Genomic DNA, 18,237 nt, shown 5'->3' on the forward strand with positions numbered 1-18,237 from the left:
TGAAAATAGATTGCTTAGGACGCGAGTAGAAGACTTGTTTGATGGGGTAGGGATGTAAGCTTCGAGGTTTTTTTTCCGAGTTGTTGAGTCCGCTGCTTCCAATTGTTCGCTTGCATTATTTTAATTGTTAGTAGACTAATATTGAGCTTATTTCAAGTGATGTATGGTCTAGTAATAATTTGGTTAGGTGTTAACAGTAAGGGTGAAAGTTGCACAGTATTATAATTTATTTTTCATACTCATATGTAATAGGTAAGTATTGCGGTCATAGCATGGGGGTTATACCTGGTCTCGTTTCGATCCCAGTAGTGAAGTCCTTTTGTGTTTTGTTTGTGTACTATGGTTTTCTATGGGAATTTCATTTCGCTGCAAGCTTTCTCTATTACAATTATTACTTTATTTTAACTGTTTTTTTAGATACTTTTTATTACTTAATACCGCTATTGCATTATTTCCGGTGATTTTATGAACATTAAAGTATTAGATACAACATTACGTGATGGAGAACAAACTCCAGGTGTTTCATTGACACCTTTAGAGAAATTAAGAATTGCCACTAAGTTAGATGAAATTGGCATTGACTATATTGAAGCAGGTTCTGCAATTACCTCTGAAGGTGAAAGAGAATCTATTAAAGAAATTACAAAACAAGGATTTGAAGCTGAAATTTTAAGTTTTTCAAGACCTTTAATTGGTGATATTGATTATTGTCTTGATTGTGATGTTGATGGAGTTAATCTTGTTGTCCCAACATCAGATTTACATATTTCAGATAAACTTAAAACTACACGTGATGAATTAATTGATTTATCTAATAATGCTGTTGATTACTGTAAAGATCATGGATTAATTGTTGAATTGTCCGCTGAAGATGCATCTAGAAGTGATGTTGATTTTCTAAAATCTGTCTATATTAATGCAGTAGACCATAATGCAGATAGATTATGTGTATGTGATACTGTTGGTATTTTAACTCCAGATACTTCTTTTGAATTGTTAAGTAATTTTAAAGATTTTAACGTTCCAATTGCTGTTCACTGTCACAATGATTTTGGTCTTGCGGTTGCTAATACTTTATCTGCCTTAAAAGGTGGAGCATCTGAAATTCACACTACTATAAATGGTATTGGTGAAAGAGCAGGCAATACTTCTTTTGAAGAATGTGTTGTAAGTATTGACAGGTTATTGCCTCAATTTTCAACAAATATTAAAATAAATGAAATTTATGATATTTCAAAATTGGTTGCAAGATTAACAGGAGTATATATCCAACCTAATAAAGCGATTGTTGGTGAAAATGCTTTTGCTCATGAATCTGGAATCCATTCAGATGGAATTATTAAAAATTCTGCAACATATGAACCAATGACTCCCGAACTTGTTGGGAGAAAACGTAAGTTTATCATTGGAAAACATATGGGAACTCATGGTCTGGATAACAGATTAAAAGAATTGGGATTAAATGTTAATCAAAATCAACTTAAACAAATATGTGATGATATTAAAGAGCTAGCAGATAAAGGTAAAACTGTCACTGATGTTGATTTACAAGTAATTGCTGATAATGTTTTAGAAATAAATCATGAAGATAGAATAAAACTTGATGAGGTAACTATTGTATCAGGAAATAAGGTCATGCCTACTGCTTCTGTTAAAATCACAATTGATGGCGAAGAAATATTAAATGCGGGAGTAGGTTTAGGTCCTGTTGATGCCGCAATTAATGCTATTAAATCTTTAGATATTTTCAAAGATGTTGATTTAATAGAATATCACGTAGATGCAATTACTGGTGGTACTGATGCTTTTATTGATGTAATTATTAAATTACAAAAAGGAGATAAAGTTGTTTCTGCTCGCGGTACTGAACCAGATATTATTAATGCTAGTGTAAAAGCATATATTGCCGGTGTGAATAGATTATTGGGAGCGTAAGGTTTTATGCATATGGATAATGTTTTAATTTTAGGTTTTAAAGCCGACATTGAATCTGTTGGTAAAACTCTTGATTTAATAGATTCAATTAAAAAAGACGATGAAATAATCCAACTTCTAAATGCAGATTCCATTGCCTCTAAAAATCATGTTATTCATGGTATCAATCAGGCAGTCCTTGCTTTTGAGCGTGGTGAAAACTTAGCAAAGGATTTAAGTGTTGAAATTGCTCTTAGATGTTCTGCACAAAGACAAATTTCAAAAGCCTTTAAAATTTTAGGTCTTAAAGAAGGGCCTATCGATATTTGTGCTGTTTTAATTAATTGCAAAGATTATATGTCTGAGTTATCTTCTATATTCCCATTAGATGATGGTGTTTTTGTTCCTAATGAGAAACATTTAATGGAAATCTATAAAATAAGTGATGCTGAAGTTCAAAATCTGTCAATTGAGGAAATTATTATTGACCGAATCACAAAACTTACAGTAGATTATTAATTTCATTTAATATTTTATCTAAGTATTCTTTTTTAAGACAATTGTAATCCAGGTTTTTAATTTCAACTGCAATTGCTTTTTGTTTTATGCGATTATAATTTGGACATGTGGTTATGAATCCACTTTTATCTGTGGTTAATCTTTTTTTCAAATCCCAACTAATTGACTTTGCATCATCAGTAGATATAATTACATTAACACCTCTTTTATTTGCATGGATTACATGAGGTACATGTTTTTTTAAATAGGATGTTGCATTTAATGTAAGTTCTAGTTTTTCACTAACATTATCAAGCTCACTATCTATACCACTACATATAATTTCAGTAGTTTTACTTAATTTTTGAGGAAGTGTAGTTTTTGTAAAAATTTCGGGATTGCTTGTTGTGATAAATCCACCATTTCCAACATTGATAATTTTAGGTGAACCAGTTGATGCAATTATGATATCGCAATATTTGCCATTTCCTAAAACATTTTCTTTATCACCAATTCCGGCAGATGCATCTTCAATTGTTGTTATATTATTGTTTCTACAATACTTTGAAATACTTTTAATGTCTTGTTCAGCAGTGTATCCTGCAAAACTTGTAAAAATCAGTGCTGAATTTTCATTTAGTTCCAAATCATCAATATTTTCAGGATTGATAAGACCCAAATCTGTTTTTAGTGTTATTATGTTTTTTCCTAAAAATTTGGCAATTTGTTTAAAACCATGCCATCCACCTTGATCTGGAACAATAATATCTCCTTCGATAGCTGAAAGTGCGATAAAAATGCTGTTGTTCCCACTTGAAGTAATTTTAACTTCTTCGTGGTTTGTCAAATCTTTAATCTTATCAATACACTTCTCTTCAAAGTTTGTATTACTTAATTTACCTGATGCAACATCAGACATTATTTTTTTAGTTTCATTGGCAGGAGTTTTAAATTTAAACATATTAACCAGTTTTAAAGTACATATCAAGTGTAGTTTGTTTAGTGTGAAGCATTTCATTTAGAAGTGTTCCTTGTTTTACATATCTGTTTATAGGTATTCTTAATCTTTCGCCAGCATATTCAAGGCAATTTTCCAATGTTTCGAACTCAAGGTAAGGAAGCATCATAGCTTCTTTTATGTTTTCTCTTACATTAAAAACACCTAATGGAACATATCCCTCATAAGCTTCCCTTAAAATAATTAATCCGGATTGTTTTTTAATTTTTTGCAAATAATCAAGAACTGCCATTTTTGCAGTATAATAACAGCCACCAACTATGGAGTATTCTTTTTTACCTCCATTTGTTTCATAGTCTGAAAATATCAACTCTTCATTGCGCATTAACTTAATAAATGCTTCATACCATTCGTATTGCCATTCAGTTGGTGTTAAAATAATAATATAATAATTGTTCAAAGCTCCAAATTCAAATACTCTATAAGTGTCAAGTATGTCAAATTTCCTCACTTCTTTTAAAAACTCATCGGCCAGTGTTGAATCACAGGCGGTGATTGACCAACGTGTTGGAACTAGGCGTCTTCTCTTTTTTGTTCCAATTGCACCAACAGAAAATGCTTTTTGCATTGCAGTAAATGGAACATCTTTATTGTGAAGATTAACAACCGCTTCTGTTGCTTTCAGGTCAGTGTCGTAAAACGTTTTTTCAAGTTGTTTGTCCCATTTAACAGCATCAATGTCAAACTTTTCAATTACAGCACTTGGGCCATGGGGCATGCTGTCTTCTGTAAGCATAGATCCGGTTGGACGTCTTCCAAAAGTGGCTTCACTGTCAATTGATTTTGATGCAAGAGATATGTCCTGAAGTTTTTCGACAAAAGGATTTTCCAAATCATCGATTTTGATTAATTGTTTTCCACGAACAAGATTCATTCTATAATTGATGAGTTCATCTTGGGTTTTGTTTTGACCAATCCAATCTTCAGGAGAGTCCATGATTGATGTATCTCCCATTTGGGAACTCATCATTGGTCCAGCATAAACTTTAGGATAGGACCATCTGCCAATAAAAACTGATGGTGGGGTTGTTCCTTCAAGATTTTTTCCAACTTTAACAGATTTCATTTGGATTTGTTCTGTTAATTTGGCCAGATATGCATTTTTTGTGGTTTTCATAGTTTTAAAAAAAGTAAAAAGAAAAATACTATTGATTAGAATAGTATTTAACAGAATTCGATGGTTGCAGGTGGTTTATCACTAATGGATAAAGCAACATGGGTGACTTCAGAAATTTCTGAAGTAATTCTTTTAGAAATTGTTTGAACGACTTCCCAAGGAAGTTCAGCAACTGATGCGGTCATTGCATCAATTGAATTAACAATTCTAACAACTACAAGATATCCAAAGTCTCTTTGGTCTCCTTTAACACCTGTAACTTTAGTGTCAGTTAAAACTGCAAAGTATTGCCATACTTCTTTATCAATGCCTGCTTTTTCAACTTCATCACAAACGATTTTGTTTGCTTTTCTACAAATTTCGACATTCTCTCTTGTAAGTGCTCCAACAACACGTACTCCAAGACCAGGGCCTGGGAAAGGTTGTCTGTATACAGTTGTTGCAGGAAGGCCTAATTCATCACCGATTTCTCTTACTTCATCTTTGTATAAGTCACGGATTGGTTCACAAAGTTCTAATTCCATTCCGCTTGGAAGAGCTAAGTTATGATGGGATTTGATTTCACCTTTGGTTTCAATCCAATCCGGTGCAATAGTTCCTTGAACTAAGAATTTAGCTCCAGATTTAATAGCTTCTCTTTCAAACACGTCGATGAACACTTTTCCGATGATTTTTCTTTTATCTTCAGGGTCGTCATGACCTGCAAGAGCATCCATAAATTCATCAGAAGCATCTACAAATTTGAAGTTTAATCTGTCTTTAAAGGTATTGGTTACTTGTTCAACTTCACCTTCTCTTAAAAGACCATGATCAACAAAAACTGCAGTTAAATTATCTCCGATAGCTTCTTGAACTAGCACGGAACATACTGAACTGTCAACTCCTCCTGAAAGTGCAATAATTGCTTTTTCATCTCCAATTTGGTCTTTGATTTTTTGAATTGCATCTTCAATAAATTCTTTAGGACTTAACATTTTATTCCTCATCGTCGTCTTCTTCGTAATCTTCAATGATTTGTTTAATCATAGCTTCAAGGCCGTTATCATTACCAGATTCAATAGCTTCAAAAATATCATCATATTTAATGTATTTTTCTATTTTTACAGATTTAGCTCCGATTCCAGAAATTCTAAATCCATATTCTTCATCACCGATTGGTATGTTGACGTATTTCTTTTTTAAACCTGGTTTAAATTCATTTGCTTTGTCTCTTAAATCATCTGCATTATCAATCATCATTACACCTTTTGACAGATTTTATAGAAGTTTTCAAAGATTATTGATCCTTTAGGAGTGTGATGTACTTCTGGGTGGAATTGAATTCCGTATACATCTTTATCTTTATGTTTAAAGGATTCAACATCACATAAGTTTGAACTTGCTAATATTTCAAAATCTTCAGGAATACTTTTCACTTCGTCTTTATGTGAAGACCAAACATCCATTTCAGGAGCTAAACCTTCAAATAAAGTTTTATCATTATTAATGTTAATTTTAACTTGTGCATAACTTTCAGTATCAGAGGTCTCAACTTCTCCACCATATGCCTTTGCAATTAATTGGTGTCCAAGACATATTCCTAAAATTGGAATATCAAAGTGCTTGATATATTCTTCACTGTTTCCTGCACCTTCAAGGGATGGTCCTCCACCTAAAATTAATCCAATTGGATTTTTAGCTTCAATCTCATCAATTGTTAATGTATTTGAAACAAGTTCTGATGGAATTTGGAGATATTGTAATGATCTCTGAATTCTGTGATTATACTGTCCTTTATTATTAATAACTAATATTGTCATTTTATACTCCATGAAAATATAATGATATTATTTTTGATTTTTATAATTATTATATGTTATTATGAATGAGTCTATGAAAAAAGTAAAAATCTATTAAAGTTTATATAGTACATTAAATAAATCAATGTTACATGGAATTTAGAGATTTAATATTTATTATTGCCGCTATTTTTATAGCAGTCATATTACTTAAAATATTTATGTGGTTGTTACCAGTAATTGTAGTGCTTCTTATTGCATTCTTTATCTATATGTACTTACAAGAACGTTATTAACTTATTGGATGTCTTGAAATGCGGAAGTTGCAGCAACTGCACCTTCACCGCATGCAACAACCCACTGTTTTAGACCAACACAAACGTCACCAATTGCATATACGTAATCAACATTAGTTTTTTGATTCTTATCAGTTAAAATATGTCCGGTTTCATCCAGGCTGACTCCTAACTGTTTGGCAAGTTCTGTGTGCGGGACATAGCCGACACTTATGAAAACACCATTGGTGGGATGTTCACTTAACTCGTTTGTTACTGTATCTTTAAGAATAACGGATTCAACAAGCATTTCACCTTTTATCTCTTCAACGGTAGCATTTAAGATAACATTAATTCCAGCTTCTCTTATTAAGTTTTGCAGGTGTTTTTGAGCTCTAAATTCATCTCTTCTGTGAACAATTGTAACATTTGCACCTAAGTTTTTAAGGTATAATGCTTCTTGAAGGGCACTGTTTCCTCCACCAACCATGATGATGTCTCGTCCTGCAAAGAAGAATCCATCACATGTAGCGCAATAACTCACTCCTTTTCCTTTAAATTCTTCTTCGCCTATGGTATTTAAATGTCTGTGGGAACTGCCTGTTGCCAAAATGATTGTTTTTGATTGATAAGAATCTTTATTTGTCTTAACTGTGAAACGGTATTCATTATCTGTTTTGATGATTTCTTGAACTTCTTCCATTTCGTTTAACTGGCAGTTTTTAACGGATTGTGCTTTCATTTTTTCTATTAATTCTAAACCTGAAATATTGTCAAAACCAGGATAATTTTCCATTTCAGGAACTTCACGACCTAATCCTCCTGCTAAATTTTTATCTATGATTAAATTCTTAGTTCCTTGGCGGCCTGCATAAATCCCTGCTGTTAGGCCTCCCGGTCCAGCACCTATGATAATAATGTCAAATTTTTCCATGTTATGTCCCCAAAAATTATTAAGTTGATTATATTTATTGTGAAAAGGAGTATTATATATTTTCAATTTTTCTGAGAAAAAATCTTTAAAAAGAGAGTTTAGGAAATCTCAAATGAGATTTTCCTTAAATTAATTTTTGAATTTCTTCACGTACAATTTTATTTACTAGGCCACCATCTGCTTTTCCTTTAAGTTGTTTCATGCACATCCCCATTAAAGGACCCATTGCACCCATTTGACGTTCTTTTACCATTCCTTCATTTTGAGCAACAATTTCAGAAATGATTTTACTTACGTCATCATCGCTTAGCATTGTTAAATTGTTTTTCTCTGCAATTTCAGCAATCTCCACATCAGGAGTTTTAATTGTTTCAACTGCAAGTTTACGAACGCTATCTTTTGCGATTTTACCGTCTGATAGGAGAGTGAAAATACCTTTAAAGTGGTCTAAGGTTAACACATTAATGTCATGACCTTCTCTTTTGATTTCTCTTAAATCATATGCAAGTAGAGATGCTACAGGAGTTGCATCCACATCAACGTCTGTTAAAATAGCTTCAAACATGTCAGCTTCTTGTCTTTTAACAAGTTGTGTTGCCAAATCTTCACTCAATTTGTATTCTTCAATAATTCTGGCTTGTTTAACATCCGGTAATTCTGGTAAGTTATTTGCTATTGGTTCAATTCTTTCAGATGTAATTTTGAATAATGGAATATCGGTTTCAAGATACATTCTGTTAGCAGTTGGAAGTGGTCTCATGTATTCTGTGTTTCCATCGTCAAGTGCTTTTCTTGTTTCTTCTACAACACCCTCAAGACCTAAATTGGCTCTTCTTTTAACTTCTTCTAGTGCAGAAATAGCAATATCTTCATCGTGGGCTACAATAATAAATGCATCATCTTCGCCAATGTTTAGGAAATCGTTTACTTTATCAACTTCTTCGGCAGTAATTCCATAAGCAGGCAATTCATCGGTGTGGAAAATTCCTGAAACACCACGTTTTTTAGCATAGCTTGCAATTTCAGTTCCAAATCTTCTGCCCGGTTGTACTTCACGACCAATCAAACTATCAAATCCTTTTAAGACAACTGCTTTTATTGTTTTGGCAGATTTTAAAATTTTGGATTCAGTATTTTCAAATAAGTCATCTAAAGTGTGAATTTCTTCTAGAACTTCAGCATTTCTTGCAGTAAGTTCTTTTTTAATATCTATTAATTCCAATTGTCTTGTTACTTCACGATTTACAATTTCAGCCATCAAATCCAAGTCTTGCACACCTTTGATTTCTACACGGGCACCTTCAGCAATGGAAATGTTCAAATCTTGTCTGATTGTTCCAAGACCTCTTTTAACATTGGTACTTCTTAATATTTGACCAAGCATATATGCTACTTCTCTTACTTGATCTGGATGATGCATTGAAGGGTCTGTTGTAATTTCTGCAAGAGGAATACCTAATCTGTCTAATCTAAATTCGGTAAATCCATCTTTGGTTTCCACTCTTCTTGCAGCATCCTCTTCAAGGCCAAGACTTTCAATAATTACTTTTCCATAGGGAGTATCTAAGTATCCGTCAGTTGCAACCATACCTGTACGTTGGAATCCACCAGTGTTACTTCCATCAATAACCTGTTTTCTCATTGTATGGAATTCGTCTACAATATGCATATTCATCAAACAGGCAATTGTAATACATATATCTAAAGCTTCTTCATTTAAGCTGTGTGGCGGTTCATCATCGTTTTCAACAAGACAAGTATGTTTTTCAAAGTTTTCATACTTGAAATTAAGGCCTCTTAAAGATTCTTGAAGAGCTGCTCTATCGATTTCTCCAAGCTCGGATTGTGTTGGTCTTAATTTTCTTTGAATTAATTCATCAAAATCATCATCAACAAGTTCTGTTTTACATGGGCAGAATAATTTATGCTCACTGTTTAATTGTTGGTGAATTTCAAGTCCCATTTTTAATCCTAATTTTTCATAATCCATCTTAACAACTCCTTAATTTAAGAAATCCTTAATTGATGATTTCTCACCGAATTCACCGGCAATATTTTTATGCATAATTTCTTTTACTTCGTTGTAATCGTCACTTTGACCTAATGCCCAGCATAATTTAACATATGTAGTTTCTGGAGTCATATCCAGCCCGGAAATTACTCCGGCATCAAGAATTTCACGACCAGTTGAGTAAACGTTCATATTCACTCTTCCATAAAGACATTGTGAGGTCATAATGACTGGAATATTTTCATTTTGCGCTCTTTTAAATGAGTCAATTAAGTTATTTGGAACATGTCCAAGACCAGTTCCTTCAATAACGAGGCCTTTATAACCTTTATCAATGTGATATTCAACATATTCTTCAGAAATTCCAGGAAAACTCTTAATAAATCCGACTTTTTCTTCAATAGCAGTATTTAATTCAAGTTCATTAGTTCCTCTTTTTGCATAGTCATAATCAGGATTAATGTTTACTTTCTTATTTTCAATTTTAGCTATTGGTTGAGCATTAATACTTCTGAATGTGTCTCTTCTTGAAGTATGCATTTTTCTAACTTTTGTTCCTTTGTGTAAGTAGGTGTACTGGTCATTTAAACTTCCGTGCATACAGACACACACTTCTGCAATGTCGGATTTTGCTGCAATTACAGAATCAATTAAATTGATGTTGGCATCACTTGAAGGTCTATCGGAACTTCTTTGAGCACCAGTAATGATGATTGGGACTGGTGTTTTCAACATGAAACTAAGTGCTGCTGATGTATAATGCATTGTATCAGTACCATGAGCTATTACAACACCGTCTGATCCATTGCTGATATCATTTGCAATTTCTTCAGCTGCTTTAACCCAGTATTCAGGTTTCATATTTTCACTTAAAATGTTATATAATGCTTTAACATTGTAATTTGCATAATCTAATAATTCTGGGTTAGCTTTAACTAAATCAGATGCAGTAAATTTAGGATGCACTGCTCCAGTTCTATAATCAATAACAGATGATACTGTACCACCAGTAGATACAATTGAAATATTCTGTTTTGATTCATCATGTGGAATTTCAGTTTCATCATATCCAATTTTTGGCTTATCTCCTTTTTCCAATAACTCAGCTGTAGTACTTTCAATAGCTACACCGATGTTATAACCACTGGATAATTTCAAAACAATATATCCATCATCAGCATCTTCTGGACGGTCAAGTAAAATACCAGTATAAGAAATGTCTTCTTTATGTACTTTAATTGTATCTCCTATACCTAAACCGTAATTTTCTAAATAACTTCTTGAAATTTCTTTATATGTCATTAAATCACACTATGAATTGTTTTTTAACCATTCTGCTCCAGCTTTTAAAACTTCAATGTTCACATCAATGACTTTTGGTTTAGATGCAAACATTTCACGAATAGCATTTTCGTAACTTTCACGTTTTAAAACATCACCTAATTCAGTTAATGCTCCTAAAAGCGCAGTATTTGCAGTTCTAGCATTTCCATGCTCTTCTGCAATATCAACACAAGGCATAGCAATAACTTTTATGTTTCTATCAGTTTCAAATTCACCAATTTTTGCATCGTAAAGTATTACTCCACCTTCTTTAACATCTTGTGAAAATTGTTCTAAAGATGGTTTGTTTAAAGCAATAAGAATGTCAATATCATCAACAACTGGAGTTCCTATTGTTTCATTAGAAATTACAACAGAACAATTAGATTTTCCACCCCTTTGTTCTGGTCCGTAACTAGGATACCAGGATACATGTTTTCCTTCAGCACATGCAGCTTGAGCAATGGTAAGTCCAGCACTTAAAACTCCTTGACCACCAAATCCAGAAACTTTAATGCTTAATGGTTTGATGTCATCATCAACATAATCTGAATCATCACTTCTTTTTACATTAAAGATTTTATCTAATGATTCAGTTGAAAAATCACTGGCTGGTCTTTGAACAGGTTCTTTGGTATATAAATCGTTTCTGAAGTTTTTAACAGGGAACTCTTTTTCCATTTGTTCTTCAATAAATTTCTGTGCACTTGCAACATCCTGTTTTAAGTTAGTTGGACAAGGTGATAATACTTCAACAAATGAATATCCTTTTCCTTCTTTTTGAACGGTTAGAGCTTGTTTTATTGCAAATTTAGCAAGTCTAATTTTTAAAGGATTTGCAAGAGAAACTCTTTCAATGAATACTGGTGCTTTTAAAGTGTTAATTAACTCACACATGTGGGTAGGGTGTCCTGTATAATCAGGGTCTCTTCCAGTTTGACAGGTAACTGTTTTTTCACCAATTAATGTAGTTGGTGCCATTTGTCCGCCAGTCATTCCGTAAACGGTGTTGTTTACGAAAAATACTGCAATTTTTTCTCCACGGTTTGCAGCCTGTAAAGTTTCATTTAAACCAATTGAAGCTAAATCTCCATCTCCTTGATAACTCATTACAATAGCATTATCTTGTGCCCTTGAAATACCTGTAGCTACTGCAGGTGCTCTTCCGTGTGCAGTTTGGAAGTTTCCGCAGTTAAAATAGAAATAAGCATATACTGAACATCCGACAGGGGAAATCATTACGCATCTTTCTTGGATTCCAAGTTCATCCATACATTCTGCAATTAATTTATGTAAAATTCCATGTCCACAACCTGCACAGTAGTGTGTTGATTGAATATTAGTTCCTTTTCTAGGATACTCTTCTAAAAGGGATTGTGGATTTCTACGTACTTGTAATTCATAATCTTTATCATTAAATTCTTTTTCGCTCATTTTTCCACATCCTTAATCAATAATATTTGGACTAGCTTTTTCATCACTTCTTTTTGAAGTATCTATTTCTTCGCCTTCAACACCAGCTATTTCATAAATTTTTGCCAATATATGTTTTAATTCAATTAAATTTCCACCCATTCTATTAACAAGGTATGTATCATCTTTTCTAAGTGCTGCAAATTGCACATCTGCTAATAGTTGGCCGTTACTCATTTCAACTGAAATAAAACTAACACCTTTGTCTGCTAGTTCTTTTATTTTATCAACTGGGAAAGGTGATAATGTAATAGGTCTTAAAAGTCCAACTTTTAATCCTTTTTCACGACTTTTATCAACGGCAGATCTTGCAATTCTTGAACTGATACCATATGAGACTAAAACAATTTCAGCATCTTCAACTTGATATTCTTCAAAAAGAACCTCTTCTTTTTCGATTTTTGCATATTTCTCTTGAAGTTTAAAGTTGAAATCTTCCAAGTCATTGAAATCATTGAAAATTGAAGTAATAAGATTGTCCATAGTTTCTTTTGTTCCTTTCACTGCCCAATCTTTATCATTTTTAGGTTCAATTGCTTTTTCAGGGAAAACTAATGGTTCGGCCATTTGTCCAAGTGTACCGTCAGCTAAAACTACAACAGGATTTCTCCATTTGTCTGCAAGTTCAAATGCTTTCATGGTTAAATCACACATCTCTTGAACACTATTAGGGGCTAAAACTATGTTTTTATAGTTTCCGTGACCTCCTCCTTTAACAACTTGATTATAATCTCCTTGTTCAGGTCCAATATTTCCAAGTCCAGGTCCTGCTCTCATAATATCAACAATGACAGCAGGTAACTCAGCACCTGCAAGAAAAGTAAATCCTTCTTGCATTAAACTAATACCTGGTCCTGATGAAGAAGTCATTACTCTGTGACCAGTACCTGATGCACCATAAACCATGTTTATTGATGCTTCTTCACTTTCAGCTTGAACAAAGTTTCTTCCAACCATTGGGAAATATTTGGATGCTTCGTGTAAAATTTCACTTGCTGGAGTAATTGGGTATCCAAAGAAACAATCACAGCCAGCATACATTGCACCAATGACAACTGCGGTATTCCCTTTTACCATTTGATTACTCATTTATTCTCCCCCTTTACTAGATACTTTAGCTTTAATCATTTTTCCTACTTGATCGTTAACAATTTTTTTAATTTGATGCACTTCTAATGCTAATGGTTCGGGGCATGTAAAATAACAGTCTTTACATCCAGTACAACCGTTTCCACTATAATAAGCGAATTGGTATCCAGCATTATTCATTTCATCACTAAGTAAAATTGCATTTTGAGGACATCCTACAATACATCTTCGACATCCTTTGCAAATTTCTTTATTGATAACGGGATAAGATATTTCTTCTGTCATTTTATCATCTAATTAACTTTTTTTTGATCATTTTCTCTTATTTCAACTCTCCTTGTTTTACCACTGATTGTTTCTGGAATCTCATCAACATATTCAATCATTCTTGGGTATTTATAAGGAGCAGTTACATTTTTAACATGATTTTGAATGTCTTTTGTAAGTGATTCTGATGGTTCAAAGCCAGGTTGTAAAATGATTGTTGCTTTTACAATTTGACCTCTTATTTCATCAGGATAAGCGGTAATTGCACAGTTTGATACTGCTTCGTGAGACAATACTGCACTTTCTACTTCGTACGGTCCAATACGGTAACCTGAAGATTTAATTATGTCATCGTTTCTTCCAACAAAGTGAACATATCCATCTTCATCAACCCAAGCGGTATCTCCACAATGGTAATATCCATCATGTATTTGTTGTGCTTGTTTTACGGGGTCTTTATAATATTCTTTGAATAATCCAGGGTTTGGCCCATCTTCTAGTTTAAAACAGAGTTCACCTTCATCTCCAATTTCTACTCTTTCATCATTTTCATCTAATAATCTTAAATCAAATAATGGAGAAGGTTTACCAATAGAACCGACTTTAGCATCTAACCAAATATATGTTCCAATTGATAAAACAGTTTCAGTCTGACCAAATCCTTCTTTAATTCTCAAACCTGAAATTTCATAGAATCTATCGGATACTTCTGGAGGTAATGGCTCTCCTGCAGTGGTTACATAACTGAAATTTGAAAAGTCATAACCTTTGATATTTTCCTTAATCAAGAACCTATAAACAGTTGGAGGAGCACAGAAAGTATTTACCTTATTTTCAATTACTTTTTCAAGTAATTTGATTCCATTGAATCTGTCGTAGTCGTAAATAAATATTCCAGTTCCACTAATCCATTGACCATAAATGTTTCCCCATACTGCTTTTCCCCATCCAGTATCTGCTGAACTGTGGTGGATTCCATCTTCTACAACATTATGCCAGTATTTAGCAGTTGGAATATGGCCTAAAGCATAAGTATGTTTGTGTGAAACCATTTTTGGAAGACCGCTAGTTCCGGATGTGAAATATATTAAAAATACTTCCTCTGCATAGGTTTTATCTTCACCAGTTGGCCTTTCAAATATGGGACTTTCTTTTTCGATTGCTTCATTGAAATTAATCCAACCGTCTCTTTCAGTTTCAATAACTAATTTTTTCAAGTCAGTTCCTAATTCTTCTTGTGCTTTTTCATAATCTGGGAGTAAAGAATCTTCTTCAATGGATACAACAAGTTTTACTTCGGCTTGTTTTAATCTAAAGTCAATATCATGAAGTTTTAACATATGGGTTCCGGGAATAGCTATTGCACCGATTTTATGTAATGCAACCATACAGAACCACCATTCGTATCTGTTTTTAAGGGTTAACATTACAGAATCGCCTTTTTTAATTCCTAAACGTTTGAATAAATTTGCAGTTCTGTTGGAATATTCTTTCATGTCTTTAAAAGTGAAAGTGTGATGTTCATCGCGGTCATTAGTCCAAACTAATGCGATTTTCTCTGGATCAATTTCAGCATATTTGTCTACAACATCAAATCCAAAATTAAAGTCATCATTGTATTTAAGTTTAAAATTTTCAAAAAAGTCTTCATACGAGTCAAAATCAACTCTTTCAACAAAATCTCCTATAAGTGATGTCATTTAATTAACTCCTGTAAGTATTATATGATTACTGCTAAAAATTTAGCAGGTTTATCGTTAAGCGCCACCATTGCGTGTCTGTGTGTTGAATCAAAGAAGATACAATCCCCTTCATTTAACACGATTTCATTATTGTGTATGTAAATTTTAAGTGACCCTTCAAGAACATAGTTAAATTCTTGGCCAGGGTGTGAATTTAGTGAAGGTTGAGGATTTTTCTCAGGGTCCACAACAACAAGGAATGTTTCTGCTTGTTTATGAATGAAATTGGAGCATAGGTTTTCATGAGTGTACTCCTTACTCCTATCCACAGAAACTCCTTTATTTGCACGAGTAACATCGAAGATGCTCATCCTACTTTCTTCACCAGTTAATAATAAACCTAAATCAACTTTAAAAATATGTGCAAGTTCGTATAAAAAACTAGCAGGGATGTCTACTTCAGCATTTTCATATTGGATATAAATTTCTTCACTAATATCTAATTTTTCAGCAATTTCTTTAATTGTAATGTCTGAAAGTTCTCTCAATTCTCTAATTCTATTTCCAATATTTTTGTTGTATTCGTTCATAAATAAACACCTATTTTTTCTCATTGATTTTCTATATTATAATTAAATATTATAACATAATCTAATTTTTGAATTTATAATTATATAAACCTTATTAAAAATCATGATAATTCGTTATAAATTTTTTAAACAAAATTTTTTTAAATGTACAAATTTGTTGAATGATATTGGAAAGTTTTATATATCTCAAACATTAATTCTAATTTAGTTAAAAATAAGGAGATTATAAATGGCATCTAATGAAATTGGCACTAACATAATTTTTAAAAAACAATTAGGTTTAAATTATGAAATCGATCAAAAATATGTCGGCTTAAAAATGAAGGAGAATGATATCTTATCTTTTAATTTTAGAATTCCTGGTTCTTTAAAAGATGAAATTGAAGCATATTTTAAAAGATTTAAATTAGGTGAACCAATTTTAGTAGATATTGGTGGAACTGGAGATATTAGATGTGAGTTTAAGGGTATTTCTCCAGTCTTAAAAAACAAAAATGAATTTGACCAATATTTCATATCAGCGACTCTTCAAGAGGATAAGCAATATGATCCAATTGAAGAAGAGAAATGTGAAACTTGTAGTGGATGCGGATTCCACTAATTTTAACTTTTTTTTAACCAAACTGATTCTTAAGTTTGCTGCTTTCGTTAATAATGTATTTAATTAGGTAAAATGTTCCAATAATTGTTATTAGCAATGCAGGAAAAATCAACGGGAATTGTGCAGTAACAGCATCAAATGGCGTTAATTCTAAAACAGTGGCTACAACGTTATTTATAAAATGAACAGTCATTGGAACTAGAATATTGTCCGTTTTTAAGTATAAAATACACATACAAATTCCAAATAGAAATGCACTTGTCATTCCGCCGAAGTCATGGCCAATTCCAAATATGAATGATGAAATGAGCATGGCGGGAATTATACCAGTTCTGATTTTTAATCTGTTGAATAAAACGCCTCTAAATACCAATTCTTCTATGACTGGTGCAAATATTATTGCAGTGATTGCATCAAGTATTAAAGTGGCTGAATCAATAGTTACACTATCTATGTCCCACATAGAGACCCATGTTGGATCACCAAGGCCAAGTAGAATATCTAAAAGGGAAATTAAATATGTAAATAGATAAGCAAAAAGTAGGTTTATTGCAAGGACATACAGAATTTCTCTAAAATTATCCTTTTCCCTGACTTCTCCTAAATCATTATTTAAGCCTGTTGTTCCTTTTAGGGCCCATGCAAAGAATAATAAAATTAATACTATAAAAACAATGAATTTTAAATCTGCAGATTCTTCAATTATGGGAAAAATTGCCATTAAAATACCTAAAAGTATGCCTGAAATAATTATTCCAACAGTTAAATCTCTTAGTCTAATAGTTCTTAAACGAGTATTGAAATTAGTTACGCTACGATCCATATTAACGCCTATTGATTTGTTTTAAATCAAGTAATTTTTTTTTTTATTTATTGTCCATATTGTGGTTAAATTATCTATTTCAGTATTACAAAAATCTTTTTTTGATGATTTTAGAATCATTATTCTTGGTGGTTTTTATATCTTCAAGGTTTCCAATAAATATCTTTCAAAGAATAACGAATTTATTATTGTTTATTACTTTTTTAATAATGTTTAAATCAATTAATTAAAGTCTATTTGGTATAAAAATATATTTATTTTTAATTAAACCACCAATAATTAATTTAAGTCACAATTAAGCAATTATGTATTTTTTAAGTAACAATATTTATATATTTTTATATGTATATTTATTATTGAAGAGGAGTCTAATAATATGTTTGATTTGTTGTATAATACCATATCAGTTGCTTCTTATGGTAATTATGGGCTTGCCAATATAAGTATTGGTGGATTCGATATCTTATTAGCTTATATTGTGGCTATTATTTGCTCAATTGTGTTGGCCTTAGTTTTAAAGCTACCGTTACTTCCAAGCAAACCATATAGGTATTCTTTTGATGAAAGTGCGATATATCCAACTCCAATAATAGCCATGGGTATTTTCTCAATATTTCTAGTTTTAAACTATACTTTTATGTATAACGGAATGGTTTTAGCTGTTGTTATTGGTGTTTTATCAGCATTATTTACAATATTAATAATAAATGTTGGATATTCAATTATTATACAAAGAATTATTGCTATTATTAATTCTTCGCACCAAACTCTTATTTTTAATATCATATTTACCTATACATTAATGAACTATTTGTAATTTTTATAACTATAGTTATTCCGATAA

At 32.2% G+C, this 18,237-nt stretch carries 18 protein-coding genes and 2 rRNA genes; 6 read left to right on the forward strand and 14 right to left on the reverse strand.

Annotated elements, in window-relative coordinates; translation table 11 throughout:
- The 4 genes from ACKI32_RS02405 to cgi121 all read left to right on the forward strand — a co-directional run.
- Nucleotides 1-122: ribosomal RNA gene (locus tag ACKI32_RS02405) — 23S ribosomal RNA — on the forward strand; the annotation flags it as partial.
- A gap of 135 nt (nucleotides 123-257) precedes the next feature.
- Nucleotides 258-375 (forward strand): 5S ribosomal RNA (gene rrf / locus ACKI32_RS02410).
- Between the two features lie 90 nt (nucleotides 376-465).
- Nucleotides 466-1,935 carry a (R)-citramalate synthase gene (locus tag ACKI32_RS02415; protein ID WP_407413116.1) on the forward strand — a complete coding sequence of 490 codons (1,470 nt, stop codon included), beginning with the start codon at nucleotides 466-468 and terminating at the stop codon, nucleotides 1,933-1,935.
- A 12-nt stretch (nucleotides 1,936-1,947) separates the two neighbouring features.
- Nucleotides 1,948-2,433: a KEOPS complex subunit Cgi121 gene (gene cgi121 / locus ACKI32_RS02420; protein WP_407413118.1), complete on the forward strand. Its 486-nt coding sequence runs from the start codon at nucleotides 1,948-1,950 to the stop codon at nucleotides 2,431-2,433.
- Here cgi121 and ACKI32_RS02425 read toward each other — a convergent pair.
- The 13 genes from ACKI32_RS02425 to ACKI32_RS02485 form a co-directional block, all read right to left on the reverse strand.
- A complete protein-coding gene (locus ACKI32_RS02425; RefSeq protein WP_407413120.1) occupies nucleotides 2,417-3,373 on the reverse strand; it encodes a DegT/DnrJ/EryC1/StrS family aminotransferase in 957 nt (318 codons plus the stop codon). The two genes, cgi121 and ACKI32_RS02425, sit on opposite strands and share 17 nt — an antisense overlap.
- Nucleotide 3,374: 1 nt before the next feature.
- Nucleotides 3,375-4,547 carry a hypothetical protein gene (locus ACKI32_RS02430; protein WP_407413122.1) on the reverse strand — a complete coding sequence of 391 codons (1,173 nt, stop codon included), beginning with the start codon at nucleotides 4,545-4,547 and terminating at the stop codon, nucleotides 3,375-3,377.
- A 47-nt stretch (nucleotides 4,548-4,594) separates the two neighbouring features.
- Nucleotides 4,595-5,521 carry a glutamine-hydrolyzing GMP synthase gene (gene guaA, locus ACKI32_RS02435; RefSeq protein ID WP_407413124.1) on the reverse strand — a complete coding sequence of 309 codons (927 nt, stop codon included), beginning with the start codon at nucleotides 5,519-5,521 and terminating at the stop codon, nucleotides 4,595-4,597.
- A gap of 1 nt (nucleotide 5,522) precedes the next feature.
- On the reverse strand, nucleotides 5,523-5,783 hold the full coding sequence (locus ACKI32_RS02440) for a hypothetical protein (protein WP_407413126.1): 261 nt from the start codon (nucleotides 5,781-5,783) through the stop codon (nucleotides 5,523-5,525).
- 2 nt (nucleotides 5,784-5,785) lie between these two features.
- Nucleotides 5,786-6,346: a GMP synthase subunit A gene (locus ACKI32_RS02445; RefSeq protein WP_407413128.1), complete on the reverse strand. Its 561-nt coding sequence runs from the start codon at nucleotides 6,344-6,346 to the stop codon at nucleotides 5,786-5,788.
- 276 nt (nucleotides 6,347-6,622) lie between these two features.
- Entirely contained in the window at nucleotides 6,623-7,534 is a 912-nt protein-coding gene (locus ACKI32_RS02450) for an NAD(P)/FAD-dependent oxidoreductase (protein WP_407413130.1), read from the reverse strand.
- A gap of 124 nt (nucleotides 7,535-7,658) precedes the next feature.
- The gene (gene gatE / locus ACKI32_RS02455) at nucleotides 7,659-9,524 is read right to left on the reverse strand and encodes a Glu-tRNA(Gln) amidotransferase subunit GatE (protein ID WP_407413132.1); all 1,866 of its coding nucleotides are present in this window, start codon (nucleotides 9,522-9,524) and stop codon (nucleotides 7,659-7,661) included.
- A gap of 12 nt (nucleotides 9,525-9,536) precedes the next feature.
- Nucleotides 9,537-10,847 carry a Glu-tRNA(Gln) amidotransferase subunit GatD gene (gatD, locus tag ACKI32_RS02460; protein WP_407413134.1) on the reverse strand — a complete coding sequence of 437 codons (1,311 nt, stop codon included), beginning with the start codon at nucleotides 10,845-10,847 and terminating at the stop codon, nucleotides 9,537-9,539.
- Between the two features lie 9 nt (nucleotides 10,848-10,856).
- A complete protein-coding gene (locus ACKI32_RS02465; RefSeq protein WP_407413136.1) occupies nucleotides 10,857-12,302 on the reverse strand; it encodes a 2-oxoacid:acceptor oxidoreductase family protein in 1,446 nt (481 codons plus the stop codon).
- A 12-nt stretch (nucleotides 12,303-12,314) separates the two neighbouring features.
- On the reverse strand, nucleotides 12,315-13,430 hold the full coding sequence (locus tag ACKI32_RS02470; RefSeq protein WP_407413138.1) for a 3-methyl-2-oxobutanoate dehydrogenase subunit VorB: 1,116 nt from the start codon (nucleotides 13,428-13,430) through the stop codon (nucleotides 12,315-12,317).
- Nucleotides 13,431-13,715, reverse strand: a complete 285-nt coding sequence (locus ACKI32_RS02475; protein WP_407413140.1) for a 4Fe-4S dicluster domain-containing protein — start codon at nucleotides 13,713-13,715, stop codon at nucleotides 13,431-13,433.
- An 8-nt stretch (nucleotides 13,716-13,723) separates the two neighbouring features.
- Entirely contained in the window at nucleotides 13,724-15,397 is a 1,674-nt protein-coding gene (locus ACKI32_RS02480; RefSeq protein WP_407413142.1) for an AMP-binding protein, read from the reverse strand.
- Nucleotides 15,398-15,417: 20 nt separating this feature from the next.
- Nucleotides 15,418-15,969, reverse strand: a complete 552-nt coding sequence (locus tag ACKI32_RS02485) for a helix-turn-helix domain-containing protein (RefSeq protein WP_407413144.1) — start codon at nucleotides 15,967-15,969, stop codon at nucleotides 15,418-15,420.
- 229 nt (nucleotides 15,970-16,198) lie between these two features.
- Here ACKI32_RS02485 and ACKI32_RS02490 point away from each other — a divergent pair, with 229 nt between their 5' ends.
- Nucleotides 16,199-16,570, forward strand: a complete 372-nt coding sequence (locus tag ACKI32_RS02490) for a hypothetical protein (protein WP_407413146.1) — start codon at nucleotides 16,199-16,201, stop codon at nucleotides 16,568-16,570.
- 13 nt (nucleotides 16,571-16,583) lie between these two features.
- On the opposite strand, the gene ACKI32_RS02495 is transcribed toward ACKI32_RS02490, so the two are convergent.
- On the reverse strand, nucleotides 16,584-17,393 hold the full coding sequence (locus tag ACKI32_RS02495; protein WP_407413148.1) for a CPBP family intramembrane glutamic endopeptidase: 810 nt from the start codon (nucleotides 17,391-17,393) through the stop codon (nucleotides 16,584-16,586).
- A gap of 376 nt (nucleotides 17,394-17,769) precedes the next feature.
- Between ACKI32_RS02495 and ehaA the strand changes: the two genes are divergently transcribed.
- Nucleotides 17,770-18,210 carry an energy-converting NiFe hydrogenase A subunit EhaA gene (gene ehaA, locus ACKI32_RS02500; protein WP_407413150.1) on the forward strand — a complete coding sequence of 147 codons (441 nt, stop codon included), beginning with the start codon at nucleotides 17,770-17,772 and terminating at the stop codon, nucleotides 18,208-18,210.
- Nucleotides 18,211-18,237 lie beyond the last annotated feature (27 nt).

The organism is Methanobrevibacter sp. (assembly GCF_045611865.1).
GTDB lineage: Archaea > Methanobacteriota > Methanobacteria > Methanobacteriales > Methanobacteriaceae > Methanocatella.

Excerpts from the sequence above, each read along its gene's own strand:
- ACKI32_RS02415 (WP_407413116.1), top strand. The coding sequence starts at position 466 with ATGAACATTAAAGTATTAGATACAACATTACGTGATGGAGAACAAACT.
- cgi121 (WP_407413118.1), top strand. The coding sequence starts at position 1,948 with ATGGATAATGTTTTAATTTTAGGTTTTAAAGCCGACATTGAATCTGTT.
- ACKI32_RS02425 (WP_407413120.1), bottom strand. The coding sequence starts at position 3,373 with ATGTTTAAATTTAAAACTCCTGCCAATGAAACTAAAAAAATAATGTCT.
- ACKI32_RS02430 (WP_407413122.1), bottom strand. The coding sequence starts at position 4,547 with ATGAAAACCACAAAAAATGCATATCTGGCCAAATTAACAGAACAAATC.
- guaA (WP_407413124.1), bottom strand. The coding sequence starts at position 5,521 with ATGTTAAGTCCTAAAGAATTTATTGAAGATGCAATTCAAAAAATCAAA.
- ACKI32_RS02440 (WP_407413126.1), bottom strand. The coding sequence starts at position 5,783 with ATGATTGATAATGCAGATGATTTAAGAGACAAAGCAAATGAATTTAAA.
- ACKI32_RS02445 (WP_407413128.1), bottom strand. The coding sequence starts at position 6,346 with ATGACAATATTAGTTATTAATAATAAAGGACAGTATAATCACAGAATT.
- ACKI32_RS02450 (WP_407413130.1), bottom strand. The coding sequence starts at position 7,534 with ATGGAAAAATTTGACATTATTATCATAGGTGCTGGACCGGGAGGCCTA.
- gatE (WP_407413132.1), bottom strand. The coding sequence starts at position 9,524 with ATGGATTATGAAAAATTAGGATTAAAAATGGGACTTGAAATTCACCAA.
- gatD (WP_407413134.1), bottom strand. The coding sequence starts at position 10,847 with ATGACATATAAAGAAATTTCAAGAAGTTATTTAGAAAATTACGGTTTA.
- ACKI32_RS02465 (WP_407413136.1), bottom strand. The coding sequence starts at position 12,302 with ATGAGCGAAAAAGAATTTAATGATAAAGATTATGAATTACAAGTACGT.
- ACKI32_RS02470 (WP_407413138.1), bottom strand. The coding sequence starts at position 13,430 with ATGAGTAATCAAATGGTAAAAGGGAATACCGCAGTTGTCATTGGTGCA.
- ACKI32_RS02475 (WP_407413140.1), bottom strand. The coding sequence starts at position 13,715 with ATGACAGAAGAAATATCTTATCCCGTTATCAATAAAGAAATTTGCAAA.
- ACKI32_RS02480 (WP_407413142.1), bottom strand. The coding sequence starts at position 15,397 with ATGACATCACTTATAGGAGATTTTGTTGAAAGAGTTGATTTTGACTCG.
- ACKI32_RS02485 (WP_407413144.1), bottom strand. The coding sequence starts at position 15,969 with ATGAACGAATACAACAAAAATATTGGAAATAGAATTAGAGAATTGAGA.
- ACKI32_RS02490 (WP_407413146.1), top strand. The coding sequence starts at position 16,199 with ATGGCATCTAATGAAATTGGCACTAACATAATTTTTAAAAAACAATTA.
- ACKI32_RS02495 (WP_407413148.1), bottom strand. The coding sequence starts at position 17,393 with ATGGATCGTAGCGTAACTAATTTCAATACTCGTTTAAGAACTATTAGA.
- ehaA (WP_407413150.1), top strand. The coding sequence starts at position 17,770 with ATGTTTGATTTGTTGTATAATACCATATCAGTTGCTTCTTATGGTAAT.